Source organism: Alcaligenes sp. EGD-AK7 (genome assembly GCF_000465875.3).
In the GTDB taxonomy this organism is placed as follows: domain Bacteria; phylum Pseudomonadota; class Gammaproteobacteria; order Burkholderiales; family Burkholderiaceae_B; genus Alcaligenes; species Alcaligenes phenolicus.
Window position 1 is genome coordinate 1,255,295 of record NZ_AVOG02000001.1, and the last position, 23,879, is coordinate 1,279,173.

At 55.4% G+C, this 23,879-nt stretch carries 23 protein-coding genes and 3 tRNA genes; 17 read left to right on the plus strand and 9 right to left on the minus strand.

All coding sequences use genetic code 11. From position 1 onward, the window contains the following. Positions 1-5: 5 nt before the first annotated feature. Positions 6-926 (minus strand): DMT family transporter, encoded by a 921-nt coding sequence (locus tag N879_RS05915; protein ID WP_009456073.1) that lies wholly within the window; start codon positions 924-926, stop codon positions 6-8. A 330-nt stretch (positions 927-1,256) separates the two neighbouring features. Here N879_RS05915 and N879_RS05920 point away from each other — a divergent pair. Then, a tRNA-Asn gene (locus N879_RS05920) sits at positions 1,257-1,332 on the plus strand. Between the two features lie 260 nt (positions 1,333-1,592). Here N879_RS05920 and N879_RS05925 read toward each other — a convergent pair. After that, positions 1,593-2,735, minus strand: a complete 1,143-nt coding sequence (locus N879_RS05925; protein ID WP_009456075.1) for a porin — start codon at positions 2,733-2,735, stop codon at positions 1,593-1,595. A 546-nt stretch (positions 2,736-3,281) separates the two neighbouring features. Here N879_RS05925 and N879_RS05930 point away from each other — a divergent pair. Next, a tRNA-Asn gene (locus N879_RS05930) sits at positions 3,282-3,357 on the plus strand. 115 nt (positions 3,358-3,472) lie between these two features. Here the strand turns inward: N879_RS05930 and N879_RS05935 are convergent. Further along, a complete protein-coding gene (locus N879_RS05935) occupies positions 3,473-3,919 on the minus strand; it encodes an IrmA family protein (protein WP_021446843.1) in 447 nt (148 codons plus the stop codon). A 217-nt stretch (positions 3,920-4,136) separates the two neighbouring features. Here N879_RS05935 and N879_RS05940 point away from each other — a divergent pair, with 217 nt between their 5' ends. Continuing rightward, entirely contained in the window at positions 4,137-5,714 is a 1,578-nt protein-coding gene (locus N879_RS05940; RefSeq protein WP_022983200.1) for a Na/Pi cotransporter family protein, read from the plus strand. Positions 5,715-5,957: 243 nt separating this feature from the next. Continuing rightward, on the plus strand, positions 5,958-7,046 hold the full coding sequence (locus tag N879_RS05945) for an AI-2E family transporter (protein ID WP_021446845.1): 1,089 nt from the start codon (positions 5,958-5,960) through the stop codon (positions 7,044-7,046). A 104-nt stretch (positions 7,047-7,150) separates the two neighbouring features. Here the strand turns inward: N879_RS05945 and N879_RS05950 are convergent, their stop codons facing one another. Continuing rightward, complete coding sequence (locus tag N879_RS05950) at positions 7,151-7,534, minus strand: MAPEG family protein (RefSeq protein WP_021446846.1); 384 nt, start codon at positions 7,532-7,534, stop codon at positions 7,151-7,153. A gap of 111 nt (positions 7,535-7,645) precedes the next feature. Between N879_RS05950 and N879_RS05955 the strand changes: the two genes are divergently transcribed. Next, positions 7,646-7,721 (plus strand) — tRNA-Thr (locus N879_RS05955). Between the two features lie 319 nt (positions 7,722-8,040). Here the strand turns inward: N879_RS05955 and N879_RS05960 are convergent. After that, positions 8,041-9,099: a DUF1176 domain-containing protein gene (locus tag N879_RS05960; RefSeq protein ID WP_031232318.1), complete on the minus strand. Its 1,059-nt coding sequence runs from the start codon at positions 9,097-9,099 to the stop codon at positions 8,041-8,043. Positions 9,100-9,404: 305 nt separating this feature from the next. Between N879_RS05960 and N879_RS05965 the strand changes: the two genes are divergently transcribed. Both N879_RS05965 and N879_RS20960 read left to right on the plus strand, forming a co-directional pair. Then, positions 9,405-9,839 carry a hypothetical protein gene (locus N879_RS05965; RefSeq protein WP_009456088.1) on the plus strand — a complete coding sequence of 145 codons (435 nt, stop codon included), beginning with the start codon at positions 9,405-9,407 and terminating at the stop codon, positions 9,837-9,839. Positions 9,840-9,895: 56 nt separating this feature from the next. Beyond that, the gene (locus N879_RS20960) at positions 9,896-10,117 is read left to right on the plus strand and encodes an aldehyde dehydrogenase family protein (protein ID WP_082453594.1); all 222 of its coding nucleotides are present in this window, start codon (positions 9,896-9,898) and stop codon (positions 10,115-10,117) included. A gap of 48 nt (positions 10,118-10,165) precedes the next feature. Here the strand turns inward: N879_RS20960 and N879_RS20005 are convergent, their stop codons facing one another. From N879_RS20005 to N879_RS20630, 3 genes are all read right to left on the minus strand, one after another. Next, positions 10,166-10,393 carry a helix-turn-helix domain-containing protein gene (locus tag N879_RS20005; protein WP_082453596.1) on the minus strand — a complete coding sequence of 76 codons (228 nt, stop codon included), beginning with the start codon at positions 10,391-10,393 and terminating at the stop codon, positions 10,166-10,168. Between the two features lie 24 nt (positions 10,394-10,417). After that, a complete protein-coding gene (locus N879_RS05970; RefSeq protein ID WP_009456095.1) occupies positions 10,418-10,663 on the minus strand; it encodes a hypothetical protein in 246 nt (81 codons plus the stop codon). Positions 10,664-10,838: 175 nt separating this feature from the next. Beyond that, a complete protein-coding gene (locus N879_RS20630) occupies positions 10,839-11,177 on the minus strand; it encodes an aldehyde dehydrogenase family protein (protein ID WP_009456097.1) in 339 nt (112 codons plus the stop codon). 620 nt (positions 11,178-11,797) lie between these two features. On the opposite strand from N879_RS20630, the gene pobA reads away from it, so the two are divergent. The 6 genes from pobA (at position 11,798) to N879_RS06010 (ending at position 18,412) form a co-directional block, all read left to right on the plus strand. Next, a complete protein-coding gene (gene pobA / locus N879_RS05985; RefSeq protein WP_009456098.1) occupies positions 11,798-12,967 on the plus strand; it encodes a 4-hydroxybenzoate 3-monooxygenase in 1,170 nt (389 codons plus the stop codon). A gap of 38 nt (positions 12,968-13,005) precedes the next feature. Then, positions 13,006-13,368 carry a c-type cytochrome gene (locus tag N879_RS05990; RefSeq protein ID WP_021446849.1) on the plus strand — a complete coding sequence of 121 codons (363 nt, stop codon included), beginning with the start codon at positions 13,006-13,008 and terminating at the stop codon, positions 13,366-13,368. 10 nt (positions 13,369-13,378) lie between these two features. After that, on the plus strand, positions 13,379-13,870 hold the full coding sequence (locus N879_RS05995; protein WP_021446850.1) for a hypothetical protein: 492 nt from the start codon (positions 13,379-13,381) through the stop codon (positions 13,868-13,870). Between the two features lie 10 nt (positions 13,871-13,880). Further along, positions 13,881-15,446, plus strand: a complete 1,566-nt coding sequence (locus N879_RS06000; RefSeq protein WP_009456102.1) for an FAD-binding oxidoreductase — start codon at positions 13,881-13,883, stop codon at positions 15,444-15,446. A gap of 36 nt (positions 15,447-15,482) precedes the next feature. Next, positions 15,483-16,934: an aldehyde dehydrogenase gene (locus tag N879_RS06005; protein WP_009456104.1), complete on the plus strand. Its 1,452-nt coding sequence runs from the start codon at positions 15,483-15,485 to the stop codon at positions 16,932-16,934. 104 nt (positions 16,935-17,038) lie between these two features. Continuing rightward, entirely contained in the window at positions 17,039-18,412 is a 1,374-nt protein-coding gene (locus N879_RS06010; protein ID WP_009456106.1) for an MFS transporter, read from the plus strand. Here the strand turns inward: N879_RS06010 and N879_RS06015 are convergent. Then, the gene (locus N879_RS06015; RefSeq protein ID WP_022983202.1) at positions 18,409-19,365 is read right to left on the minus strand and encodes a LysR family transcriptional regulator; all 957 of its coding nucleotides are present in this window, start codon (positions 19,363-19,365) and stop codon (positions 18,409-18,411) included. The genes N879_RS06010 and N879_RS06015 overlap by 4 nt on opposite strands. A 136-nt stretch (positions 19,366-19,501) precedes the next feature. Here N879_RS06015 and N879_RS06020 point away from each other — a divergent pair, with 136 nt between their 5' ends. The 4 genes from N879_RS06020 (at position 19,502) to ligK (ending at position 23,877) form a co-directional block, all read left to right on the plus strand. Next, positions 19,502-20,611 (plus strand): 4-oxalomesaconate tautomerase, encoded by a 1,110-nt coding sequence (locus N879_RS06020; protein ID WP_009456110.1) that lies wholly within the window; start codon positions 19,502-19,504, stop codon positions 20,609-20,611. A 119-nt stretch (positions 20,612-20,730) separates the two neighbouring features. Beyond that, positions 20,731-22,107, plus strand: coding sequence for an MFS transporter (locus N879_RS06025; RefSeq protein ID WP_009456119.1), 1,377 nt, complete (start codon positions 20,731-20,733; stop codon positions 22,105-22,107). A 25-nt stretch (positions 22,108-22,132) separates the two neighbouring features. After that, entirely contained in the window at positions 22,133-23,161 is a 1,029-nt protein-coding gene (locus tag N879_RS06030) for an amidohydrolase family protein (RefSeq protein ID WP_021446852.1), read from the plus strand. 32 nt (positions 23,162-23,193) lie between these two features. Beyond that, positions 23,194-23,877: a 4-carboxy-4-hydroxy-2-oxoadipate aldolase/oxaloacetate decarboxylase gene (ligK, locus tag N879_RS06035; RefSeq protein ID WP_009456120.1), complete on the plus strand. Its 684-nt coding sequence runs from the start codon at positions 23,194-23,196 to the stop codon at positions 23,875-23,877. Positions 23,878-23,879: the final 2 nt, after the last annotated feature.

Genomic DNA, 23,879 nt, shown 5'->3' on the forward strand with positions numbered 1-23,879 from the left:
GAGACTTAGCGGCGGCTCAAGACCATCGCGCCGCTAAGTACAAAGGCCGTACCCAGCAATTGCATGAGCGTAATCGGCTCCCCCAGAAACCAGTTCGCCAGAAACAGAACCGAAACTGGGCCAATCAGCCCCATTTGAGCACTCATGGGCGCGCCTACTCGCTCCACTGCCCACATTGTCATAAAGGTCGGCAAAACCGTATTGCAGACGGCGTGAATCATGGACAGGCCATAGACCGGCGCAGGCTGCACCAGCCCCTGCCAGCCCAGCACGGCAAAAAAGTGAATCAGGGTGTAGACCGCCGAGAAGGACATGGCATAAGCCACCAGCCGTGTAGAACCAATGGCCTTGAGCAGCTCGCCCGAACCAATCAGGTAGATGGCATAGGAAATGGCCGAACCCAACACGCAAAGCGCACCCAGCAGCACATCATCGCCGGTCAGGCTCAAGTCCTGCACAAAGACCAGCCCTACCCCTAAATAGGCCAGCGCCAGAGCCAGCCATTGTTTGGGCAGAATGCGTCGTTTCAGAAAGATGGCGGAGAACATCAGCACAAAGGTAGGCGACAAAAACAGAATCAGCCGCTCCAGGCCTGCCGAAATATATTCAAGGCCGATAAAGTCCAGCAAACTGGCCAGGTAATAGCCCAGAAAGCCCAGCACCACCAGCTCCAGCTTCTGACGACCAGTCAGTGCGGCCAGCTTGCCCTGCCGTACTTTCTTCACTTGCCAAAGGGCAATAGCCAGAAAGAAAGGCAGCGACAAGAGCATTCGAAAGCCAATAACGGTCAAGGCGTTGACATCGTATTGATAGGTCAGCTTGGCAACCACCGCTTTGGCGGAGAAAAGAATAGAGCCGCCCCCCGACAGGGCCAGTCCAATTAAAAAGGAACTGCGCTGCGCACTGGAGCTTTGACTAGCTTGCATGGGAATTTATCACTTTGCAGGGCGACACCGTCAGCACAAGAGCTGCTGGCCCCAGCGAAAAAAGAGTCAACAAGCCGTCGATTCTACTCTTTGCTTCTGGCAGCGGCCACGTTGACCCTGCCAATATCGCAGCCAATGGCCCACTAGAGTGCACAAGTCTCCAAAACCGGAAGATCGCGAATGACACGATGTCGAACCAACTCCTCAATAAAGACAAGGACTTAGTCTGCCCACCCGTGAAAACAGCACCAACATGCCAAAACTTTTGTGCTGTTCCTCCATGAAAACTTGCACATTTCGCAAAATACATGCTATATTCTTTTTCTCTGGTCCCCGATAGCTCAGTCGGTAGAGCGACGGACTGTTAATCCGCAGGTCCCAGGTTCGAGCCCTGGTCGGGGAGCCAAGAAAGCCATTGAAATCAGCCCATAGCATTTGCTTTGGGCTGATTTTTTTTGTCCTTGCAAAATGCGTCTGTCCGATAACAACGCAGCGGCGCCATTAACATTTTGACAAACAAAATCCTTTAGCCAAAAAGACAGCGGGACTGCATGTTGATGCCGCCCCGCTGTGGCTCTTTTCCCCTGACCTAGCCCCTGCCCGGGACGATGCCGCCGCTGCTAACGCACTACGTCGACCCGGAGCTGGCAGAATCAGTCAGAAAGATCAGAAACGGTGCGTGATACCGACCGTGGCAACCGTGCTCTTCAGATCGCTGTAGTAGCCGATGTTGCGAGCGTAGGAGCCAATCGCGTACAGATTGGTGCGCTTGGACAGGTTGTGCAGGTAGCCAGCGCTAAATACGTGCTGGGTCTTGGCATCATCAGTACTGCGTGGAGTCGAGCGTGGATCAGCCATGGTCCAGGAAGCCAGAACCGAGCCGGCCTTGCCTGCAGGAACAGTCACGCCCAGCGCGTAGGAGTTAACCTTCAGGTCTTTGTGCAGTCCGGGACCAAACTGTTCGGTTTGCAGCGAGCCACCGATGTAACCGTTACGGCTTTGGCCAAAAGCAGCGTGCAAGGTAGCAAAGCTGAATTTGTAGCTGGCAGCCAGGTTCCAGGCGCTGACATTGCCGCTTTCAGCCGCAACCAGGTTGCCGCCTTGCTCACGAGCCGAACCATAACGGGCCTGGTCAAAGCTCAAGGCCGCTTTCAAAGGACCATTGGTGTAACGCATGGCCACGCTAAAGGCTTTCACGTTAGCGTCGTCGCTGTTGATGGTATTGCCAGTCAAACCGCTACGATCCCACTTTTGTGCGCCGTTGGTATTGAAAGAATAGCCAGCACCGAACTGGAAGCCGGAGAACTCGGGGCTCTGGTAGGCGACCATATTGTCGTAACGAACCGTGTTGGCCGCATCAAATGCAGCACCCACACCGTACTGATAGCCGTTGCCACCAAAGGGACTGGCTACACCGGCAACGTACAGGGAAGTCACAGTGGTTTGACGGCCCAGATCCACACGCCCCCAGGATTCGCCGCTCAGACCCAAGGTAGCTTGACGACCAAACAAGCGGTTCTGGCGCATATTGCCATCGCTCAGATCAAAGCCGCTTTCCAGCATGAAGTTGGCTTTCAGACCGCCCCCCAGATCTTCACTGCCCATCAGGCCCCAGCGGTTACCCATCCAGCCCTGATCGTACAGACCAAAACGGCTTTGTTTCTCTGCGCCACCTTTCAGGTCGCTCCCTTTCCACTGCTCGTAGCCCAGGCCTGTATCCACCACGCCGTACAAGGTCACGTTTGATGCGGCGTATGCGGGAACCGCCAACACAGGCATCAACATGGCTGCCAAGATAGTTTTTTTCATGTTCTCTGTTCTCTGTAAACGTCTGAATGCCGGATTTCTTATCGTTGTCCGGCTCTTGATCAAGTGCTGGGTCCCACCGCCTGAAAAGCTGATTTCCCGACGTCAATCCCCTGCACCCCCTCCTATTTCTTGAAGCAAAACTGCTCAACAGATCAGCCCTGAAACAGGGATGAAAGGGGCTTGATAGTTGAGGCACATATACTGCAAGCATTTATATTTCAGACATAAACAATATTGGTGTCAATAAACTGAATCCAGCGTGTTTACTGGGTTTCATACGCATTTTCCCTAGTTTTTCACCTACAGAGAATTCAGCAAAAAATGGGCTATACGGTCGCAAAGCCAATAAACAAAAGGCTTGCAACCATTTGCTACAAACCAGGCTCATGAGCCTTATTGACCAGACGGTATGTTTCCAATGAAAAAATCAGGATTTACGCCTATTGCCAAGGCCGCATCCAGTTTTGCGTATATGAAAATGAACTTCTCAAAAAATACCTCTTTACAATCTCGATAGCCCTACCCTATAATTATTTTCTTTGCTGGTCCCCGATAGCTCAGTCGGTAGAGCGACGGACTGTTAATCCGCAGGTCCCAGGTTCGAGCCCTGGTCGGGGAGCCAAAAATACAAAAAGCCCAGCTACGCAAGTAGCTGGGCTTTTCTACGTCTGGCCTCATGAAAAAAGCCTCTTGATTGCTCCAGAGGCCTTGTCTGCAAGATCACTATCCAGAATCGCTTACTTGGCTCCTGCGGGTGTAATGCTGATCTCATACGGCACGAAGTTCTCCACTTCCAGCAGATCCTTGGCCAACAAATCAACACGCTCGCCATTCATCACTGCAGTCGCCCCCGTCACCACCACTCGCAAATTCTGATCGCAAGCGATTTCGTTATACCAATAACCAGTGGCATAGCGATCGGCACTGGAACTTCCAAAATCGTCCACCTCGATCACATCCTCGGCCACCAGCTTATTGTTCTTCTTGCTTAGCACCTGAATATGAACCCTCAGTTGCTGCACCGGCTCCATTTGGGAATCAAAAGTAAAGTTCGCAGCGCACATTCCCTGATTCGCAAAGACCGTATCGGAATGCCACATCTGCACCGCCTGTGCCTGGCCAGCAACCACACCACCCAGCAGCATGGCCCCTGCAGCCAGCTTCACACTTTTACGAAAATCCACATTGCCCTCTCTTTTGCCATAGAAGCCCAAGCGCTCTTATACACAAAAAAGAGAATAACCGCTGTGTTTGCAACATACGCTTCCAGAAACGTCCAGTTTGCAACACTGAAGTATTTCACTCCATAGGCTGCGTAACTGGCGATAATGCAGCATCCCGTTTTCTATCCCGGTCTGTCGCGCCGGAACCTGCCGATTATTTCGCTGCTTGCACTCTTTTATGCTTGATACTCTTTTTCCCTTTTTAGGGGGGCTTGGCCTTTTCCTGATTGGCATGATGCTGCTGTCCGAAGGACTGGTGGCTTTTGCGGGTGGCTCTCTCAAGCAGATCCTGCTGGCGTTTACCGGCAGGCCCATCAAGGCCTTTGTTTCCGGCGCCCTGATTACCGCGCTGGCCCAATCCTCTACCGCCACCACCGTCACACTGATTGGTTTTGTCAGTGCAGGCCTGATTTCCTTTACACAAGCCATAGGCGTAGTCATCGGTGCCAGTCTGGGCAATACCGCCACCGGCTGGATCATCTCGGGTCTGGGGCTGAAAGTGAATCTGGGCTTTTACACCCTGCCGTTGATCGGCTTGGGTGCCCTGCTCAAACTGCTTGCCCCCGGTCGCTATAAGGAGCTGGGCCGGGCACTGGCAGGCTTTGGCACTCTATTTCTTGGATTGGGCATGCTGCAAGACGGCATGCAAGGGCTGGCAGCCAGCTTCAGCCTGGCCCATATGCCAACAGGAGGCTATGGCGCACACCTGTTGATCATGCTGACCGGCCTGGCTCTGACCGCCGTGCTGCAATCCTCGACCGCCGCAATCGCCATGACCTTGACCGCATTGGATGCCGGTGCCGTCAGCTTTGACCAGGCCGCCGCCATTGTCGTGGGAGCCTCCATAGGCACCACCCTAACCGGCGTACTGGTTGCGATCGGTGGCACCATTTACGCAAAACGCACAGCCATTGCCTACATTCTGTTCAATGTTATTGCCGGTCTATTGGGGCTGCTGATCCTGCCCTTGTTCCTGAAAGCCATGTATGCCACAGGCTCCTACATCAACGTTCCTCCCGGTGCATTAGGACTGGCAGCCTTTCACAGCCTGTTCATCGGCCTGGGGGCTGCCTTGTGCCTGCCCTTTACCCAGCAGTTTGCTCGCTGGGTACAAGGCCTGGTACCCGACCGGGCTGCCCGGCCCCAGCACCATCTGGACGACAGCTTGCTGCAAGTACCGGCCCTGGCCCTGGAAACCACACAACGCACCCTGGAAGAGTTGGCCCAGCGCCTGCTGAACCTGTATCAGCACAGTCTGAACATGAGCCGCCCCAGCACCGCCACTGCCGACCTGCAGCAAATCGAGACAGTCCTGGATCAAGCCTACGAATTTGTATTGCGCATCCCCAGCGCAGCCGATGATCCCGCCGTTGCCGCCCGTATCAGCGCGCTCTTGCACACCATTGACCATATGCAGCGCCTGCGCAGCCGACTGCAACATCCGCCCAGCACGGACCTGCAGGACAATCGTTACCAGCAAGCTCAAACCCTGGCCACAGAGCTCAATACCCTGGCGCAGCAAGGCCTGCACGGACAAGCCCCTGTTGATTGGCTGGAACAAGTACAAGCCAGAGCCCAGGCCCTGGCCGACTTGTTAAGCGCCGTTCGCAGTCAGCTTCTAGCCGCGCCACAAGGCCATGATGATGTCTCACGCACCTTGCGCATCACAGACACCCATCGCTGGTTCGAACGCAGCAGCCAGCATGTCTGGCGCAGCAGCTATTACTTGCAGCGGGCTCGCCAACCGGAGCAATAAGCCCCAAGCCCATACATCAACCCGGCTGGCGCCGCTACCCGCAAGCAGGCGCCCCCAGCTTACCCTTCATACTTGAAGCAACTTTTGGGGCTCTCCTGCCGCGCAAAACTCATATGACAAGAATATGCAAAACAAGCGTGTTTTAAAGCCCACAGAAACCCAATAAACAGATACCAAGATTCACGCTCATAGTAAGGATTCCCCCTTACAATCGGCTCAAATTCACGCTAATGGAAAAACTCCATGTCCACCCGGCCAAATCTACAATTCCATACCTTTTTGCTTTTGCTGGCCGCTGTATCCGCTGCCTTTGTCTGGATACTTCTTCCCTTTTATGGCGCCATATTCTGGGGTGCCGTTCTGGCTATCTTGTTTACCCCCTTGCAACGCAAACTGCTGGCTAAAACCAAAGGCCGGCGGTCTCTATCTGCCCTGATCAGTTTGCTGGTCATCATTTTGATCGTCATTATTCCGGTCATCCTGATTTCCATTTCCCTGGTTCAACAAATCGCCTCTTTGTACGATTTGATGAATAGCGGTCAGCTCAATCCGGGCGCCTACCTGCAAAAAATACTGAATGCCCTGCCTCCTAGCGTGACGGATTTTGCCGCTCGTTTTGGTCTGCATGACTTTGCATCCCTGCAAGAGAAGTTCTCTGAGTTTGCCGTGCAAGGCGGCCAGTTCCTGACGAAACAAGCCCTGAACGTCGGCCAGAACACCTTCCAGTTCCTGGTCAGCCTGGGCATCATGCTGTACATGCTGTTCTTCCTGCTGCGCGATGGCGTGGAGCTGGGTCGTCATTACCGCCAGTTGATCCCTCTGAGCGAGGGCCAGAAAACCCATCTGTTCCGCAAATTCACCACTGTGGTACGCGCTACCGTCAAAGGCAATATCGCTGTGGCAGCCACCCAAGGTGCGCTGGGCGGGGTCATGTTCTGGTTCCTGGACATTCAAGGCGCACTGTTCTGGGGTGTGCTGATGGCCGTGCTGTCCTTGCTGCCTGCCGTGGGCGCCTCGCTGATCTGGGCTCCGGTTGCCATCTACTTCTTTGTCTCGGGCCACTACGTCCCCGGCATCATCCTGACCGCCTTTGGTATTTTGGTAATCGGCCTGGTAGACAACCTGCTGCGCCCCCTGCTGGTGGGTAAAGACACCAAGATCCCGGACTACGTGATCCTGATCTCCACCCTGGGCGGTTTGTCGATTTTCGGCCTGAACGGCTTTGTGATTGGCCCGCTGATCGCCGCCATGTTCATTGCCTGCTGGGACCTGTTCCCTTCGGCCGTCAGCGCCCGCGTGGAAGCGGAAGAGCAAGATAGCAACGGCAAATAAAAACAGGCCAGCTTTGCGACTGGCCTGCCAATAGTCCAAGCAAGCAATCCCAGGGCCTGTTCCATGCTTGATCAAAAGCACAGAACAGGCCCTTATTCATTTCATCAAGTCCGCAGCACGGGCAGGAACACAATCCAGATATTGACGGCCAAGGCCAGGAACCACACCAGCGAACGCAAGGTGGCCTTGTCCATTATGTACATCAGCAAATACAGCACGCGCAGCACAATCCAGGAAATCATCAGGTTCTGCACGCGCAAGGCATCCGCCCCCGACCATAAGGCCAGCAAGACAGCCGCGTAAAAGAACGGCAAGGCCTCAAACGCATTGGCCTGCGCCGCATTGGCCCGACCACGCCAGCCCGACAGGCTGGCCAGCCACGGACGAGGCTCATGATTCGTAAAGCCCGCCCCACCGGCTTTGGCACAAATCGCCGCCAACCAAGGCAAGAAAGCCGCTACCACCAAACTGATCTTGATCCCCAGCATCATCGTCCCCTTCACAGGCTGAAAACGCCCAACATAGCACGCCGCAGCCCAAATGCGTGCGCAGAATTTACAAACCCGAAAAAAACAGGATATACTTATCGTCTTAGGTTAGCCGATGTAGCTCAGTCGGTAGAGCAGCTCATTCGTAATGAGAAGGTCGAGGGTTCGATTCCTTTCATCGGCACCAGCTAATCTAAAACCATTGAAATAAAATAATCAATAACTCAGTTAAATCAATGGTTTAACATCAGAAGCAATTAATCGCCTGCTTTCAACTATTCCACATAGACGGCCCCAAAAAAGCCCCACGGCTAGCCTCATGCAAATGGGCATATGGCAAGCAATGCCAAACATGCAGCGGCCATAGCAAGCCAGCCCAGAAACCGTTAGGTTTCTCCGCTCACCAACACATCATTGCCGAGCTGAGAACCAAAAAAATAAACCCCCAGGCTCGAAAGCCGGGGGGATCAGTACTCCAAGGCCACGTCGGTAGCTTTTTTATAACCTCACGGCCCGACCACTTGGCTGACATGCTCCGGAATATTCCAGGCCCCCCCAGCGCGAATCAGAGCACAGCGCCCGGTGTCGCCGCGTTCACTTTCAACAAAGTCGGTTCCATCCCAGACCGATGCCTCGTAACTCCAGCAATCGCCCAAGCCCCGCCCCTTCATGCTGGACGAGATCATTCCATTATCGTAATCAGTGGCGCTGGTACTCACTAACACCGGAGCAGACTGCATATTGTTATTGATCACAAAATAGGCTGCCCCTCCGTTGTAAGCGGCTAACCAGCAAGGCGCGCCAACCAGGGAGAACTGCTGATTCAATCGTGCGATTTCCCATGGCTCGGACAGCATGTCAGCACTACAGGATTGCTCTTCATCAGCGGCAAGTACCTTCAACAGCACAGGCCGAATCAAGGCATCCTCTTGCGCTGTCATGGGGCGCAAGCTTTTATCCACTACCGGGGCACGGTTGATAACTGGCGCAGCAATAGGTGCCTTGACCGTAGACTCGCTGCCCTTCCCTTTACGCAGAATAGCCCCTGGCGTATTGACACGTCCTTGAACGTCATCCATTTTCAACAAGACGGCACTGGAACCTGCCCCCGAGAATGCATAAGTGCTGCCATTCCCACGAAAGGAAATTACGGCGTCTTTTTTCAAGGCTGCCAAAAACTGGGCTAACTGCGCCTCACTCATTTGCCAAGACTCGTCACCCGCAACACTCAGTGAACCGGCTTTACGTCCCGCAATAACAAGTTCTGGCACTGAGCCTTTTGGCCACTCGGGATCGTCGTAATGTGCAAGCATGACTCTATTTGCCACCGGCTCTCCACTGCCCGCTTTACGCGTCAATAACACCGTTGAGCCCAGCTCTTCACCTTCAGCCGCATAACCGGCGGCGCGGCAGGTTAGCGTGTTATCGCAACGTAGATCCCAGTCTTTATGAGAAAACGCCACTGACGCAGCATTAGCCGCTGCACCTCCCATACAAAGTACTAGCGATATGGCGGCTGTTCGTACTGAAAAAAACGCACTGTGATCTTGTTTTTGCCCGCTCATTTTCTCTCCTCCCTAAGGTGTTATCTGGATACACAGCACATATTACGTCGCGGCAAGGCTAAATGCGTTTTCCCAAGTCCATGTCAGAAAACCACATTAAACGTCTGACCGCCTGTGTTCGTGACATTATTCTGTTCAATCGTCCCCTTGCAAGGCTTGTCGCTATCTGGCTAAGCCACAGGCACCTGGCTCGCCCTGTTTCCGTTTGTGCTCGTGTCAATCCTCTGTATAGAATGCAGAAAAAAACCATGCCATGTTTATCAAACGATAGATAATCAAACCTCATCCACGTCGAGTAAATTCTGATGCGCAAATATCTGAACCCTATTGCAGTTGGCTTGCTCAGTTTCCTCGCCGTTGCCAGCCACGCGGCTTCTCCGGATTTTTCCGTCACGACTGAAGACCTTAAAAAGCTGCGCTCGACCTCCGTCATGCCACGCGAAGCGAGTCCCTCGGCAGCCACACCTAAAGATCCGGCCAAGGACTCGGAGTTCAGCAGAAACTTCCAGAAGGCGATGAACAATGAGGAAAAGGCTCGCCAAGCGGCACGAGAACAGCAACTTGAGCGCAACCGCCTGCCCCAGCTTGAGCAGAACAGAAACCCGGCCAATCGCTTCGGCCCGCCCAACAACAAGAAAGAGAATATGGGGATTTATTTTGATGCCGACGGCACCGCAGCTACCTCTTGCCGAGAGGACGAGCAAGGAAAGACTCGCTGCAAGGTACGTGAGCTCAGGTAGTAACCAGCCCGGGGCTTACAGCCTGCGCGCTGTTTTCAGGGACGAGCCTTAACGGGGTGAAGGCACTCATAGACCGTCCAACAAATTGGCACCTGGCTTGTATCCAGAGCTACGTCTGGATCAACCGATACCTCAACTTGAGGAGCGGCTCGCCCTTTGGTGGCATGAAGGAAAGCGGCATAGGACGCGAGCACTGCCGTGAAACCTTGAACATATACTCGGAACTGAAAGCCATCACGGTGCAAAACAGCTTACCGCAACCTGGGTTTGCTGTTTGAGCCAGGCAAGCATCAACGGCGGAGCTGAAAAGGGATAAAAAACCAGCCTCAGCTTTGCCGCCTGGAGAAACGACGCGGGGAAGCCCGCGTCCACTCTTTGAAGGCGCGCGAAAAAGTCACGGTATCCGAATAACCAAGCTGCTCGGCAACGACGGACAAAGGCTGGTCAGCAGACTGCAACATGGCTTGTGCTCGCTCCTGGCGAACGGTCTGCGATGCGCTATGAAAAGATGCCCCCTCTTCCATCAAGCGTCGAGGCAAAGATCGAGCCGACATCCCCAGAACCAAAGTAATGGAATCTCAATCTACCGGCGCACGCCCCAAACGCCGGGCAATCGCTTCCTCTACTTGCTCTGTCACAGCTTTCGCCACCGTAATCTCTGGCCCCATCAGGTCCGGCAAATGACATTCCAGCACAGACTTGAGCCGGGTATCCTGACTGCGCGGCCAAATGGCCCGATTCTGAATCCAGTGACTAAGCGTCGTGGTCTCAGCCTGAGCCATTACATGCAGGGATGCTCTGGTTTGCCAATGGCCTTGAAACATGCCAAACGAATCCAGCGTAGCCCGCGGGCTCCCCGATACGCAAGGCACAGACCACTGGTCCAGATACTTCCCCACGTATAACGGGCATTTCACGCGATACCCCGTCAAAACGGGGGCTGATCAAATCTCATCCCGCCTCATCAATCATATCGCCGCCAGCCAATCCACTGCCCCCTCACCCAGGCTGGAGCGAACCAGCCCGACCACCCGCGATCACTTCTTCATATACCGCGGCATCAATCAGCAAGCGGGAGCCCACTGTACATATTTGACCAGAATTGAAGAAAACAGCAGCGGCCGCACCAGGCACTGCTCGGCTCACATCAGCATCAGCCGAAATAACAGTGGAGGACTTGCCACCCAACTCCAGAGGGACAGGTTTCATGGTCGGAGCCGCTGCCGCCCAAACGGAAAACAGCTGTCTTGGCAAAAGAATGACAAGGGCCCACATAGTAAGCGCCACCTCGGTCAAACACCCTGCCCATACCTCTGCCTGGATTAGCGGCAGCGTCATACCACCAGCCCTCCTGGGCAAGCGTCATGCTTTGCCGACCGAAGGAAATATCAATGCCATCCTGGCCCAAGCAGGGAAGCAAGTCCTCCGAGCACTACCCCAAATACGCATCCTCAAAACTGGCACGCCTTTCTTTCCCTATGGAATAACCGCCAGGGTCACCGTCGCCCTAAGTGCCAGAGCTGACCAAGCCCAGGCTACCGAAAACAGAGCCAGCGCCAATACGGTCCGGGCGATCTATAAAGTTATGCTTGCTGCTCAAAATACCAAAGACACGGCCAGATCAGCATTGAGCTCAGTACCCTCTTCACAATAGAGCTCGTTAGGCTTGAGACTCAGGAATAGAGGTGCATAAGATGCCCGCGGCGAGCAAGGACGCGCGAATGGTTAAGTGCATGGAGCAACTCCTTTCTTTTTTATGGTAACTACAGCCTGAAAACATCCTGTGTGATGCCGATGAGCGCAGAAAGAACATCTAGAATTGAGTCCGCTACTCAAAATGGGCTGCTCGCACAAAAACGCATAGCTGCTAGTACATATTCGATGTATTTGCCTGCTGATTTTTTCACGACAATACGCCAAATAGCGAGCAACACAGCAACATCTTGGTGGAGAAAAAAATGCGAACTCAGGTAGCTATTATCGGAGCAGGCCCGTCCGGTTTGCTGCTGGGACAAATCTTGTCCCGAAACGGTATCGACAACGTCATTCTTGAACGTCAAACGGGAAACTATGTTCTGGGCCGCATTCGGGCCGGTGTGCTGGAAAGCGTAACCGTCGATGCCCTGGAACAGGCTGGTGTCACCGATAATCTGAAAAAAAATGGCCTGGTGCACAATGGCTGCGAACTGGTGTTCGACAACACCTCGTTCCGAGTCGATTTTGAAAAACTGGTCAATCGCCATGTCGTGGTCTATGGCCAGACCGAAGTCACCCGCGACTTGATGCAAGCGCGTGAAAAGATCGGTGCAACAACTGTCTATGAAGCCCAAGATGTGGCCTTGCATGAAGTGGAAAGCAGCCACCCCTATGTCACCTATAAGCACGAAGGAAAGGCGCACCGTCTGGACTGCGACTTCATCGTGGGCTGTGACGGCTTTCATGGCATATCACGCCCCACCATTCCGGCCGATATCCTGAAAACCTACGAATGTGTGTATCCCTTTGGTTGGTTGGGCCTGATGGCAGACACCCCCCCGGTCTCCGACGAACTGATCTATGTCAAGCATGAGCGCGGCTTTGTGCTTTGCAGCCAGCGTTCCAAAACACGCAGCCGCTACTATCTTCAAGTGCCCTTGAGTGACAAGGTAGAAGACTGGTCCGATGAGCGATTCTGGGACGAACTACGCACCCGCCTGGGGCCGACACGTTCTGCCAACCTGGTCACTGGCCCCAGCATTGAAAAAAGCATTGCTCCGTTGCGTAGCTTCGTGACCGAACCCATGCGCCATCACAACCTGTTCCTGGCAGGTGATGCAGCCCATATTGTGCCTCCCACTGGGGCCAAGGGCCTGAATCTGGCCGCCAGTGATGTCTTGTATCTCTCGGAGGCGCTGCTGGACTTCTACCAGAACCAGTGCCGCGAAAAAATAGAGAACTACTCAGATCGTTGTCTGAAACGTATCTGGGGAGCGGAACGTTTCTCCTGGTACATGACCCGGATGATGCATACTTTCCCGGACATGAATCATTGGGATCACAAGCTTCAGGCAGCCGAATTTAATCAACTGATGAACTCCGAGCACGGCGCCCGCCTGCTTGCCGAGAACTATGTTGGCCTTCCCTACTAACAAAAAACATCAAAATCAATCGTAACCAGGAGACGGATATGGCTTACCACAGGCCAGCAATACAAGGCTTCACTTGCCACGCTTTCAGAACAGCTCGCTTGCTGACATTGGCGGGGCTGGGGAGCTTGTGTTTTTCGACAAGCGCTGCCGCCGAACAAGCAAAGACACTGGGGCAGAAAACCTACGAAAAAACCTGTATTTACTGTCACGAAGCAGGAATTGGCCCGGAACTGAAAGGCCGGCAGCTTCCGCCCGAGTTCTTTGCCATTATTGTGCGCAGCGGCCTAAGAGCCATGCCTGCCTTTCCGCAGACCCATATCAACGATGCCACCCTCAAGGAGCTAGGTCAGTATCTGTCCACCTCCCCGGCCCGGGTGCCCGCCAGCGCTACCAGCAAATAAGGAGCCTGGCATGAACAGTCAACGTCGTCAGGTTCTCAAAGGCATGGTACTGACAGGATCGGCCCTGGGCAGCCTGGGTTCGTCCGCCACTGCCTGGGCAAACCGTGTACAGCAAGCGCCGCCCCTGCATGTCATTCTTACGCCGGGCCAATGCGCGTCGGCCTTTCTCAGTGGCGTACAGGCGTACCAGCCCGCGTCAGCCCCCCAGGTGCTGTACACCAGCACCGACTTGTCCTTTCTGCGCCAATGGCAAACCCTGCTAGAGCAGACAGGGCCTAAAAAAATCCTGGGGCTGGTCGATGATGCCAGCGCCACCATTGTGATCGATCTGCTGCGCAACGCTCAGGGCCGTCTGCATTGGCAGGCCCACCACGCACAGCTCAGCACCCGGGACAGCCAAGGTCTGGGCGCTGCCTTGGCCGGGGCCGCACCCATACAATCTGCCATTCAAAACACACACTACGTAAACGGCCATCACGTGTCGTTCATGCTCGAAATTTAAGGAGGGGGTCGTGCAAAACAACAAACAAATGGTGCTACCCAAAGGGGTAGATCAGTCCCAGTTTCAACAGGCGCTGACCCAGTTCCAGACCTTGTTGGGCAAGGAAAATGTCCTGCTGGAATCGGCACAGATTCAGCCCTACACCAAAATCATGATGTCGGTCTCCGAAGAGGCGCATACGCCCTCGGCGGTGCTGTCGGCCACTACCGTGGAACAGGTACAGCAGATCGTCAAGATCTGCAACGAATACAAGATCCCTATCTGGACCATTTCCACTGGGCGCAACTTCGGTTATGGCTCGGCCGCGCCCGGACAACGGGGCCAGGTGGTGCTGGATCTGAAAAAAATGAACAAGATCCTCCATGTGGACCCTGATCTGTGCACCGCTTTGGTCGAACCCGGGGTGACGTATCAGCAGCTCTACGACTATCTGGAGGACAACAACATTCCTCTCATGTTGTCCTTTTCTGCGCCCTCGGCCATTGCCGGCCCTTTGGGCAATACGATGGATCGTGGCGTGGGCTATACCCCGTACGGCGAACACTTCATGATGCAATGCGGCATGGAGCTGGTGCTGGCCGACGGCCAGGTATTGCGTACCGGAATGGGCAGTGTTCCAGGTGACAAGGCCTGGCAGGTTTTCAAATGGGGATATGGCCCAACGCTGGACGGCATGTTTACCCAGGCCAATTACGGCATTTGCACCAAAATGGGGTTTTGGCTCATGCCCAAACCCCCGGTCTACAAACCCTTTGAAATCAAATTCGAGGAAGAAGCCGATATTGCCGATATCGTGGAGATGATTCGCCCCTTGCGCATTGCCCAGGTTATCCCCAACTCGGTGGTTATTGCCAATATTCTGTGGGAAGCTGCTACCTGCAACACCCGACGCAGCGACTACCTGAGCGAACCGGGCGCCACTCCGGACAGCGTGTTGAAGCAAATTCAGAAAGACAAGAACCTGGGAGCCTGGAACGTCTACGCCGCCCTGTACGGTACACAAGAACAAGTAGATGTGAACTGGAAAATTGTCCAGGAAGCAGTCAAGAAAATGGGTAAAGGCACGCTGGTAACCCAGGAAGAGGCCGGCGACACACAACCGTTCAAATACCGCGCCGAACTGATGTCGGGCGTGCCCAATTTACAGGAATTTGGCCTGTACAACTGGCGTGGAGGTGGTGGCTCCATGTGGTTCGCTCCCGTCAGCCAGGCCCGTGGCAGCGAGTGCGACAAGCAAAAAACACTGGCCAAGGCCATTTTGAACAAGCATGGGCTCGATTACGTCGGTGAGTTCATTGTGGGCTGGCGAGACATGCACCATGTCATCGATGTGCTTTACGATCGCAGCAATCCACAAGAGACAGCACGAGCCGATGCCTGCTTTAATGAACTGCTCGATGAGTTCGAGAAAGAAGGGTATGCCGTGTATCGGGTCAATACACGCTTTCAGGAGCGGGTCGCCCAATCATACGGAACGGTGAAACGCCAGGTCGAACACGCGATCAAGCGCGCCCTGGACCCGAACAATATCCTGGCACCGGGCAAATCCGGCATTGACCTGAACAACCCGTTTTAACTTTGCCTATCTATCCGCAGTATTGCAGGAGACATAATGAACACCAGTCAACTATTGATCAATGGCCAGCTTCGTGACGCCAGTGGTCAACGGACATTTACGCGCCAGAACCCCGTTACAGGCCAAGCCGCGACCATCGCGGCAGCCGCCCAAGCTGAGGATGTGCAAGCCGCCCTGCAGGCCGCCGAACAAGCCTTTGTACACTGGTCAGCCCTGGGCCCCACCGAGCGCCGGCTGCGCCTGCTCAAAGCCGCTGACCTCATGGACGAGCGCGCGGCCGAATTTATCGCAACAGTACGTCAGGAAACGGGTTCGACGGACTCCTGGTATGGTTTCAACGTGCATTTATCGGCCAACATCTTGCGCGAGGCCGCTGCCATGACCACGCAGATTGATGGCTCCATCATCCCCTCGGATCTGCCCGGCAGCCTGTCCATGGCCTATCGCGTCCCCTGCGGCGTGGTCGTGAGCATCGCCCCCTGGAATGCGCCCGTGATTCTGGCCACTCGTGCTATGGCCATGCCCCTGGCCTGCGGCAACACCGTCATTCTGAAAGCCTCCGAACAGTGTCCGGCCACCCATGTTCTGCTGGGACAAGTGCTCAATGACGCAGGCGTCGGAGCCGGCGTGATCAACGTCATTACCAACGCCCCTGAAGATGCGCCTGCCGTAGTCGAGCAGCTCATTGCACACCCGGCGGTCAAGCGCATCAATTTCACAGGCTCCACCAAAGTTGGCAAGATCATCGCCGCAACTGCCGCCAAATACCTTAAACCCGTCCTGCTCGAACTGGGTGGCAAGGCACCGGTTATTGTGTGCGAGGACGCCGACCTGGAACAGGCCGTCGCCGGTGTTGCCTTTGGCGCTTACTTCAATCAAGGTCAGATATGCATGTCAACCGAACGCTTGATTGTGCATGAATCGATTGCCCCGTCATTTCTGGAAAAACTGGTCGCCAAAATCAAGACCATTCCGGTTGGCTCACCCGATCAGGCAGACACGCGCTTTGCCTATCTGGAAAGTGTCCAGTCTGCCCAGCGCATCCAGGCTCTGGTGGAGGACGCCGTTGCCAAAGGTGCTTCCTTGCCGCTGCCCCTGAACATCGAGGGCGCCCTGATGCATCCGCTGATCGTCAATGACGTCACCCCCGACATGCAGCTCTATGCCACGGAGTCCTTTGGCCCCGTCGTCACCATGACCCGCTACCGTGAGGACAGCGAGGCAATCCGCTTGGCCAACGATAGCGAATATGGCTTGGCGGCAGCAGTATTCACGCAGGATGTAAACCGTGGTCTGCGCATTGCCAAACAGATCCAGAGCGGCATCTGCCACATCAATGGACCTACCGTCCATGATGAAGCCCAAGCCCCATTTGGCGGCATGAAAGCCAGCGGTTATGGCCGCTTTGGCAGCAAGTCCGCCATCAATGAGTTCACCGAACTGCGCTGGATTACCGTCCAGACTACCCCCCGCCAGTATCCTTTATAAATCTGGCCTGCAGGCCCGGGCGCAGGATCGGTCCCGGGCCGACCCTGCGCCCTGTTGTCATGCCTCACCCTGCCTCTGTACCGCTTGCCCCTTTTCAAAAAAAAATGTTGCCCGCACTGTTGGCGTTGGCAATCTTCATGCAAATGCTGGACGTCACCGTGCTCAACACGGCGCTGCCCAGCATGGCCCGCGACCTGAACACCTCAGCCCTGCACATGCAGTCGGTCATCGTCAGCTACGTCCTGACTGTGGCAGTATGCATCCCCGTCAGCGCGCACCTGAGCGACCGTTTTGGCACACGACGAATCTTCATGGCCGCCATGTTTCTGTTTGGTCTGGGATCGCTGTTGTGTGCCCTGTCCTCGCAATTGTCCATGTTGCTGGTCTCCCGTGTGATTCAGGGCATGGGCGGAGCCTTGCTGACCCCAGTGGCACGGCTGGTATTGATGAAATCATTTCGCAATGCCGAGTTATTGCGTGTACTGAACTATGCCGTCATGCCCGCTCTGCTGGGGCCCATACTGGGGCCGCTGGTAGGCGGCTATTTGGTGCAATATGCCAGTTGGCACTGGATTTTCCTGATCAATCTGCCCTTTGCCCTGCTGTCCCTGTTTTTTGCCAGCAAGTGGATGCCTAACTACACCGAAACGCCGGGAAAACTGGATCTGCACGGCTTTCTGCTGTTCACTGGCAGCGCCTGCCTGCTAACGCTGGGCTTTGAACTGTCTGGCAGCCTCGCCAGCCCCGCTTTGTCAGGGATGTTAATACTGGCCGGTTTTCTTCTTCTGCTAGGTTACAAGCGTCATGGCACGCACAAGCAAAACGCCTTGTATCCAGGCCATCTGCTGTCTGTACGTACCTATCGGATTGGTTTGAGCAGCAATCTGCTTAGCCGGATCGGCATGGCCGCATTACCCTTTTTGCTGCCCATGCTGTTTCAGATCAGCTTTGCCTACAGCCCCGTGCAATCCGCTTTCTTACTGTTGCCCATGGCCATTTCCGCCATGGCAGCCAAACCCTTTTTGCACCCATTGCTGAACCGATTTGGCTATCGGTCCATTTTGCTAAGCAATACCATCCTGATCGGCCTGCTGATTACAGCGCTGGCTTTTATTGACGCGCAGACCAGTACCTTGTGGATCAGTCTGCACTTACTGCTTTTGGGAGCCGCCAATTCGATTCAGTTCAGCGCCGTCAACACCCTGACCATGGCCAGATTGCGTCCCTATCAAAAAAGCAGTGGCAATAGCCTGATGGCGGTAAACCAGCAACTGGCCATGGGTTTGGGAACCGCTATAGGTGCCATGCTTCTGCGCTACGGACAAGCCCTATTTGGCGCCTCATCCGTACAGACGGCCACCACCGCCTTCCAGTTCACGTTTGTCATTGTCGGGCTCATTACCCTGAGCTCCGCATTCCTTTTTCGACGCTTGCATGCCATGGATGGGCATAACATGACCCAAAAGCAAGGCGCTTAATCATCCCGGCCAGGAAAATGTCGCTGGCAAATATCAATCAGGATCTGCCGCACTTTAACCTGGAGTTTGGTGGGCAAACGTTTGGAGGAATAGGCCAGATACAAACGATTGACCAAGGCCGGCTGCTCGATTGGAATAGCCGTCAATAAGCCACTTTGCGGGATGAACTCCAACACCGAGCGGGACAAAATGGCAGCCCCCATGCCTTTGGCCAGCAATTGAATAATCACCCCCACACTGTTGATTTCAAACTCGATCTGCGGCTTCAGATTGAGCTTTTGCATCTCTTTTTCCACCAACATCCGAAAACTGTTGGACAGGCTAGGCATGATCAGCGGAATATCGGCCAGATCTTTAAGCGCGATGCGGCTGCGTCCCTGCGCATAAGGGCTGTCCACACCGCAGATCAGGTGCAACTGTTCCTCGGCCAGAAGCTGCGTCTCCAGTGTTGGCGAGGAAGAGGGGTTGTACAGCAATCCCATATTGACCCGATCCAGATGAATTTGCTCCTCCAGATTAACCGTCAGTGACTCGATAATCGTCAGGTGTGCATCGGGTAATTGTTCCTTGAACGCCTGCACGACATCCAAAGAAATGGTGCGCGCCACCGTGGGCGGCAAACCTAAATACATGTGCCCGGTCAGCTTGCCCTCAGACAGACTCAGATCCTCCTGCGCCTGCTCCAACTGGCGCAAGATCAGACGACTGTGCTTGAGCAAGATCTTGCCGGCGTCGGTCAGCATGACACCGCGCCCGTGACGAATCAGCAAATTCTGCCGCAAATCAATTTCCAGCTTGCGAATCTGCCGGCTCAGGACTGGCTGAGCCACATTGGTAAATTCTGCAGCTCGGGTATAGCTGCCCAGTTCGGCCACATGCGTGAAGTAGCTCAATTGCTTGAGATCGATCACGTATTCCATAGGGCGCTTGTCTTCGCTATGTTTTTTTGACATATCTACTAGTCGGGTTTCGTTCTTTTAACTTTTATCGGGCTTACTAAAATAGGTACGCATAGCAAGAGCGAATGGGAACACAGTCAATGTGCCTCGCAGTTTGCCTGTTTTTTCAGTGACCTATGGAGCACCACCTATGGCCAGCCAATATAGCATTCCTTGTATCCTGATGCGGGGGGGTACATCCAAGGGTCCATTCTTCTACGCCAAAGATCTGCCCGAAAATATCCAAGAGCGGGATCGACTACTGCTCAGGCTGATGGGCTCGCCCGACCGTCGACAGATCGATGGCATTGGTGGCGCCCATGCCTTGACCAGCAAAGTGGGGATCGTGGATATCTGCAGCACCGGACAAGCTGACTTGAGCTTTTTGTTTGCCCAGTTGCAACCCGACTCTGACCTGGTGGACACCAAACCCAATTGCGGCAATATGCTGGCGGCGGTCGTCCCCTTTGCCTTGGAAAAAGGCCTGATCCAGGCCCAAGGCCCCACCACTACGGTCAAGGTCCTGACGCTCAATACCGGCATGGTCAGTGAGATTCAGGTGCAAACACCCGAAGGCGAAATCAGCTACGAAGGTAATGCCGCGATCAACGGCGTACCGGGCACCAGCGCCCCGATTGCCATCAATTTTCTGGATACGGCAGGCTCGGTTTGCTCGGGACTGCTGCCCACGGGCAAACCCAAAGACACCATCACCGTTCATGCGGATGGCTTGCCTCCGTTCACCCTGGATGTCACCTGCATTGACAACGGTATGCCGCTAGTGATTTTCAAGGCGACTGATGTAGGAGTAAGCGGCCTGGAAAGCGTGGCTGAGCTAAACGCCAATACGGAACTGAAGCGACGCGTAGAAGCGTTGCGCCTGCAGATATCCGAACGTATGGGACTGGGCGATGTCTCGACCAAGAATTACCCGAAGATGACACTGATCGCCCCGCCTGAACACGGCGGCGCTGTGACCACCCGTAGTTTCATCCCCCATGTATGCCATGAGGCCATTGGGGTGCTCGCTGCCGTGACAGTGGGTACGGCCATCAAAATGCCAGGCACCGTTTGCGAGGGGATCGCCCGCTTCGAGCAAAGCCTGGGTCCGGTCACGCTGTCGGTCGAACATCCCACCGGCGAATTCAGCGTCACACTCGATAGCGACCCCGAAAACCCCGAGATTGTGACCAAGGCAGCGTTGCTGCGCACCGCAAGAGCACTGATGCGCGGCGACGTTCTGGTACCGCACTCGAACTAAACGCATTTCAAACAAAAAAAAGAACACCGCAGGGCTTGCGCCACTGCGGTGGCAGGGGGTGGGCTGCGCCTGCGCATACGGTGCCCACCGAAAAATAATGATATTGGACGAGACAAACCATGACATCCCTAGCCGACAAAACAGACCAGCCCAGCCTTGATGTGCAAACGCTGCTCAATGAGCACCCCTTCTCTGGCTTTCAATGGCTCATCTTCAGCTTGTGCTTTCTGATTGTGCTGCTCGATGGCTTTGATACTGCCGCCATCGGCTATATCGCCCCCTCTTTGATCGCCGAGTGGGGTGTCAGCAAGCCCGCCCTGGCACCCGTACTGAGCGCTGCCCTGTTCGGTCTGGCAACGGGGGCCTTGCTGTCGGGGCCACTGGCTGATCGGCTGGGCAGAAAGACGGTGCTGGTCAGCTCGGTAGCCATCTTTGCCCTCGCCTGCCTGGCCTCAGGCTTCTCCCCGGACATCTGGACATTGGCTGTTCTGCGCTTTGTGACCGGTTTGGGTCTGGGAGCCGCCATGCCCAACGCCGTCACCTTGATGAGCGAATACTGCCCCGATGCCCGTCGCGCCACCCTGACCAATGCCATGTTCTGCGGCTTTCCTCTGGGGGCCGCCCTGGGCGGCTTTCTGGCATCCTGGATGATTCCCCAATTTGGCTGGCGCAGTGTATTGATATTGGGTGGCATCGCCCCCTTGATACTACTGCTCGTGCTGATCCCGAAGCTGCCCGAGTCCGTGCGCCACATGGTCGCCCGACATGACTCCGCCGACCGTATCCGCCGGGCGCTGGCCCCCATTGCCGGCAAGGCTGTGGACAGCGTCCAACGCTTTACGCTGACCGAGACCAGCTCCCAGCCTGCCGCCCACAATGGTATCGGTATCGTGTTATCGCGTGAATACCGCTTGGGATCACTCATGCTCTGGCTGGCCTATTTCATGGGACTGGTCATTTTCTACGCCTTGATGAACTGGATGCCCGTGCTGTTCAAAGAAGCCGGACTGGCATCCCAGACCAGCACGCTGGTTGCCGCTCTCTTCCCGTTGGGCGGTGTGGGTGCCGTGCTCTCTGGCTGGTTGATGGATCGCTTCAACGCCAACCGCATCATCGCTCTGGGCTACGCGCTGACCGCTCTATCCATTTGGTGGATTGGCCAGATGGCCGGACATCTGGGCGGCTTGGTTGTGGTCGTGTTTCTGGCCGGCACGCTGATGAATACCGCACAGTCCTCCATGCCTGCACTGGCGGCCGCCTACTACCCCACTCGGGGACGCGCCACGGGCGTGGCCTGGATGCTGGGCATCGGTCGTTTTGGCGGTATTGCCGGCTCTTTCCTGGTGGCCGAGCTGACGGCACGCGAGCTGGATTTCAGTCAGATCTTTACCGTTGTGGCCATCCCAGGCGTCATCGCCATGGCCGCCCTCCTCATCAAGCAATACAGCCGTGCACAGCCGCAAGGCGGCACGACTCCCCCTCTCATTAACCCTTAAACATCAAGACGCAGGAGACCCTCCCATGATCATCGACGTACACGGGCACTACACCACGGCCCCCGCCGCACTGGGGGCTTGGCGCGACTTGCAGATCGCCGGCCTGAAAGACCCCAATCAAACGCCCCGCGCCAGTGATCTGAAGATCAGCGATGACGAGATCCGCGAGACCATCGAGAACAACCAGCTCAAGCTGATGAAACAACGCGGCTCGGACCTGACCATCTTCAGTCCCCGTGCCAGTTTCATGGCCCACCATATCGGCAACTTCGAGACCTCCAGCACCTGGGCCGCCATTTGCAATGAGCTGTGCTATCGCGTCAGCGAACTGTTTCCTGACCATTTCATCCCGGCTGCCATGCTCCCGCAATCGCCGGGCGTAGATCCCAAAACCTGCATTCCCGAGCTAGTCAAGTGTGTGGAAGAGTATGGCAACGTCGGCATCAACCTGAATCCCGACCCGTCCGGTGGCCACTGGACGGCCCCGCCGCTGTCCGACCGCTCCTGGTACCCCATTTACGAAAAAATGGTGGAGTACGACATTCCTGCCATGATCCACGTCTCCACCAGTTGCAACGCCTGCTTTCACACCACCGGCGCCCATTATCTGAACGCGGATACCACCGCATTCATGCAATGTCTGACCAGCGATCTGTTCAAAGACTTTCCCACGCTCAAGTTCCTGATCCCCCATGGTGGCGGCGCCGTGCCCTATCACTGGGGCCGTTTCCGAGGTCTGGCACAGGAGCTGAAAAAGCCCCTGCTGGACGAGCACCTGCTCAACAACATTTTCTTTGACACCTGCGTCTACCATCAGCCTGGCATCGACCTGCTGACCGAGGTCATTCCTGTCAAGAATATCTTGTTTGCCAGCGAAATGATTGGCGCGGTGCGCGGCATTGACCCCACGACCGGTCACTACTACGACGATACCAAACGCTATATCGAAGCCACGCTTAACCTGAGCGAACAGGAACGTCACCAGATCTACGAAGGCAACGCACGCCGCGTGTTCCCGCGCCTGGACGCTGCGCTGAAGAAAAAAGGCTTGTAAGCCGCCTGCAACTATTCATCAAGGAATCAACCATGTACGAACTGGGTGTCGTGTACCGCAACATTCAACGAGCCGACCGCCAGGCCGCCGATGCACTGGCGGCCCTGGGCTCGGCCACTGTTCACGAGGCCATGGGCCGTGTCGGTCTACTCAAACCTTATATGCGCCCGATTTACTCCGGTCAGCAAGTCTCCGGCACTGCCGTCACGGTGCTGCTGCAACCGGGCGACAACTGGATGATGCACGTCGTCGCCGAGCAGATTCAGCCCGGCGATATCGTGGTTGCCGCGGTGACCTCGGAGTGTAGTGACGGCTATTTTGGCGACCTGCTGGCCACCAGCTTCCAGGCCCGTGGAGCGCGCGCCTTGATCATTGACGCCGGAGTGCGCGACATCAACACCTTACAGGCGATGAACTTTCCGGTCTGGAGCAAGGCCATTTCCTCCAAGGGCACCATCAAGGCCACCTTGGGTTCGGTCAATATTCCGGTCGTGTGTGCAGGCATGTGGGTCACGCCGGGCGATGTCATCGTGGCTGATGATGATGGCGTGGTGTGCGTGCCCGCCGCCAAGGCCGCCGCTACATTGGCGGCCGCCCAAAAAAGAGAAAGTTTTGAGGGTGAAAAACGCGCCAAGCTGGCCAGCGGTGTCCTGGGCCTGGATATGTACAAAATGCGTGAGCCCCTGGAGAAGGCCGGGCTCCGTTACATCGACTGAAG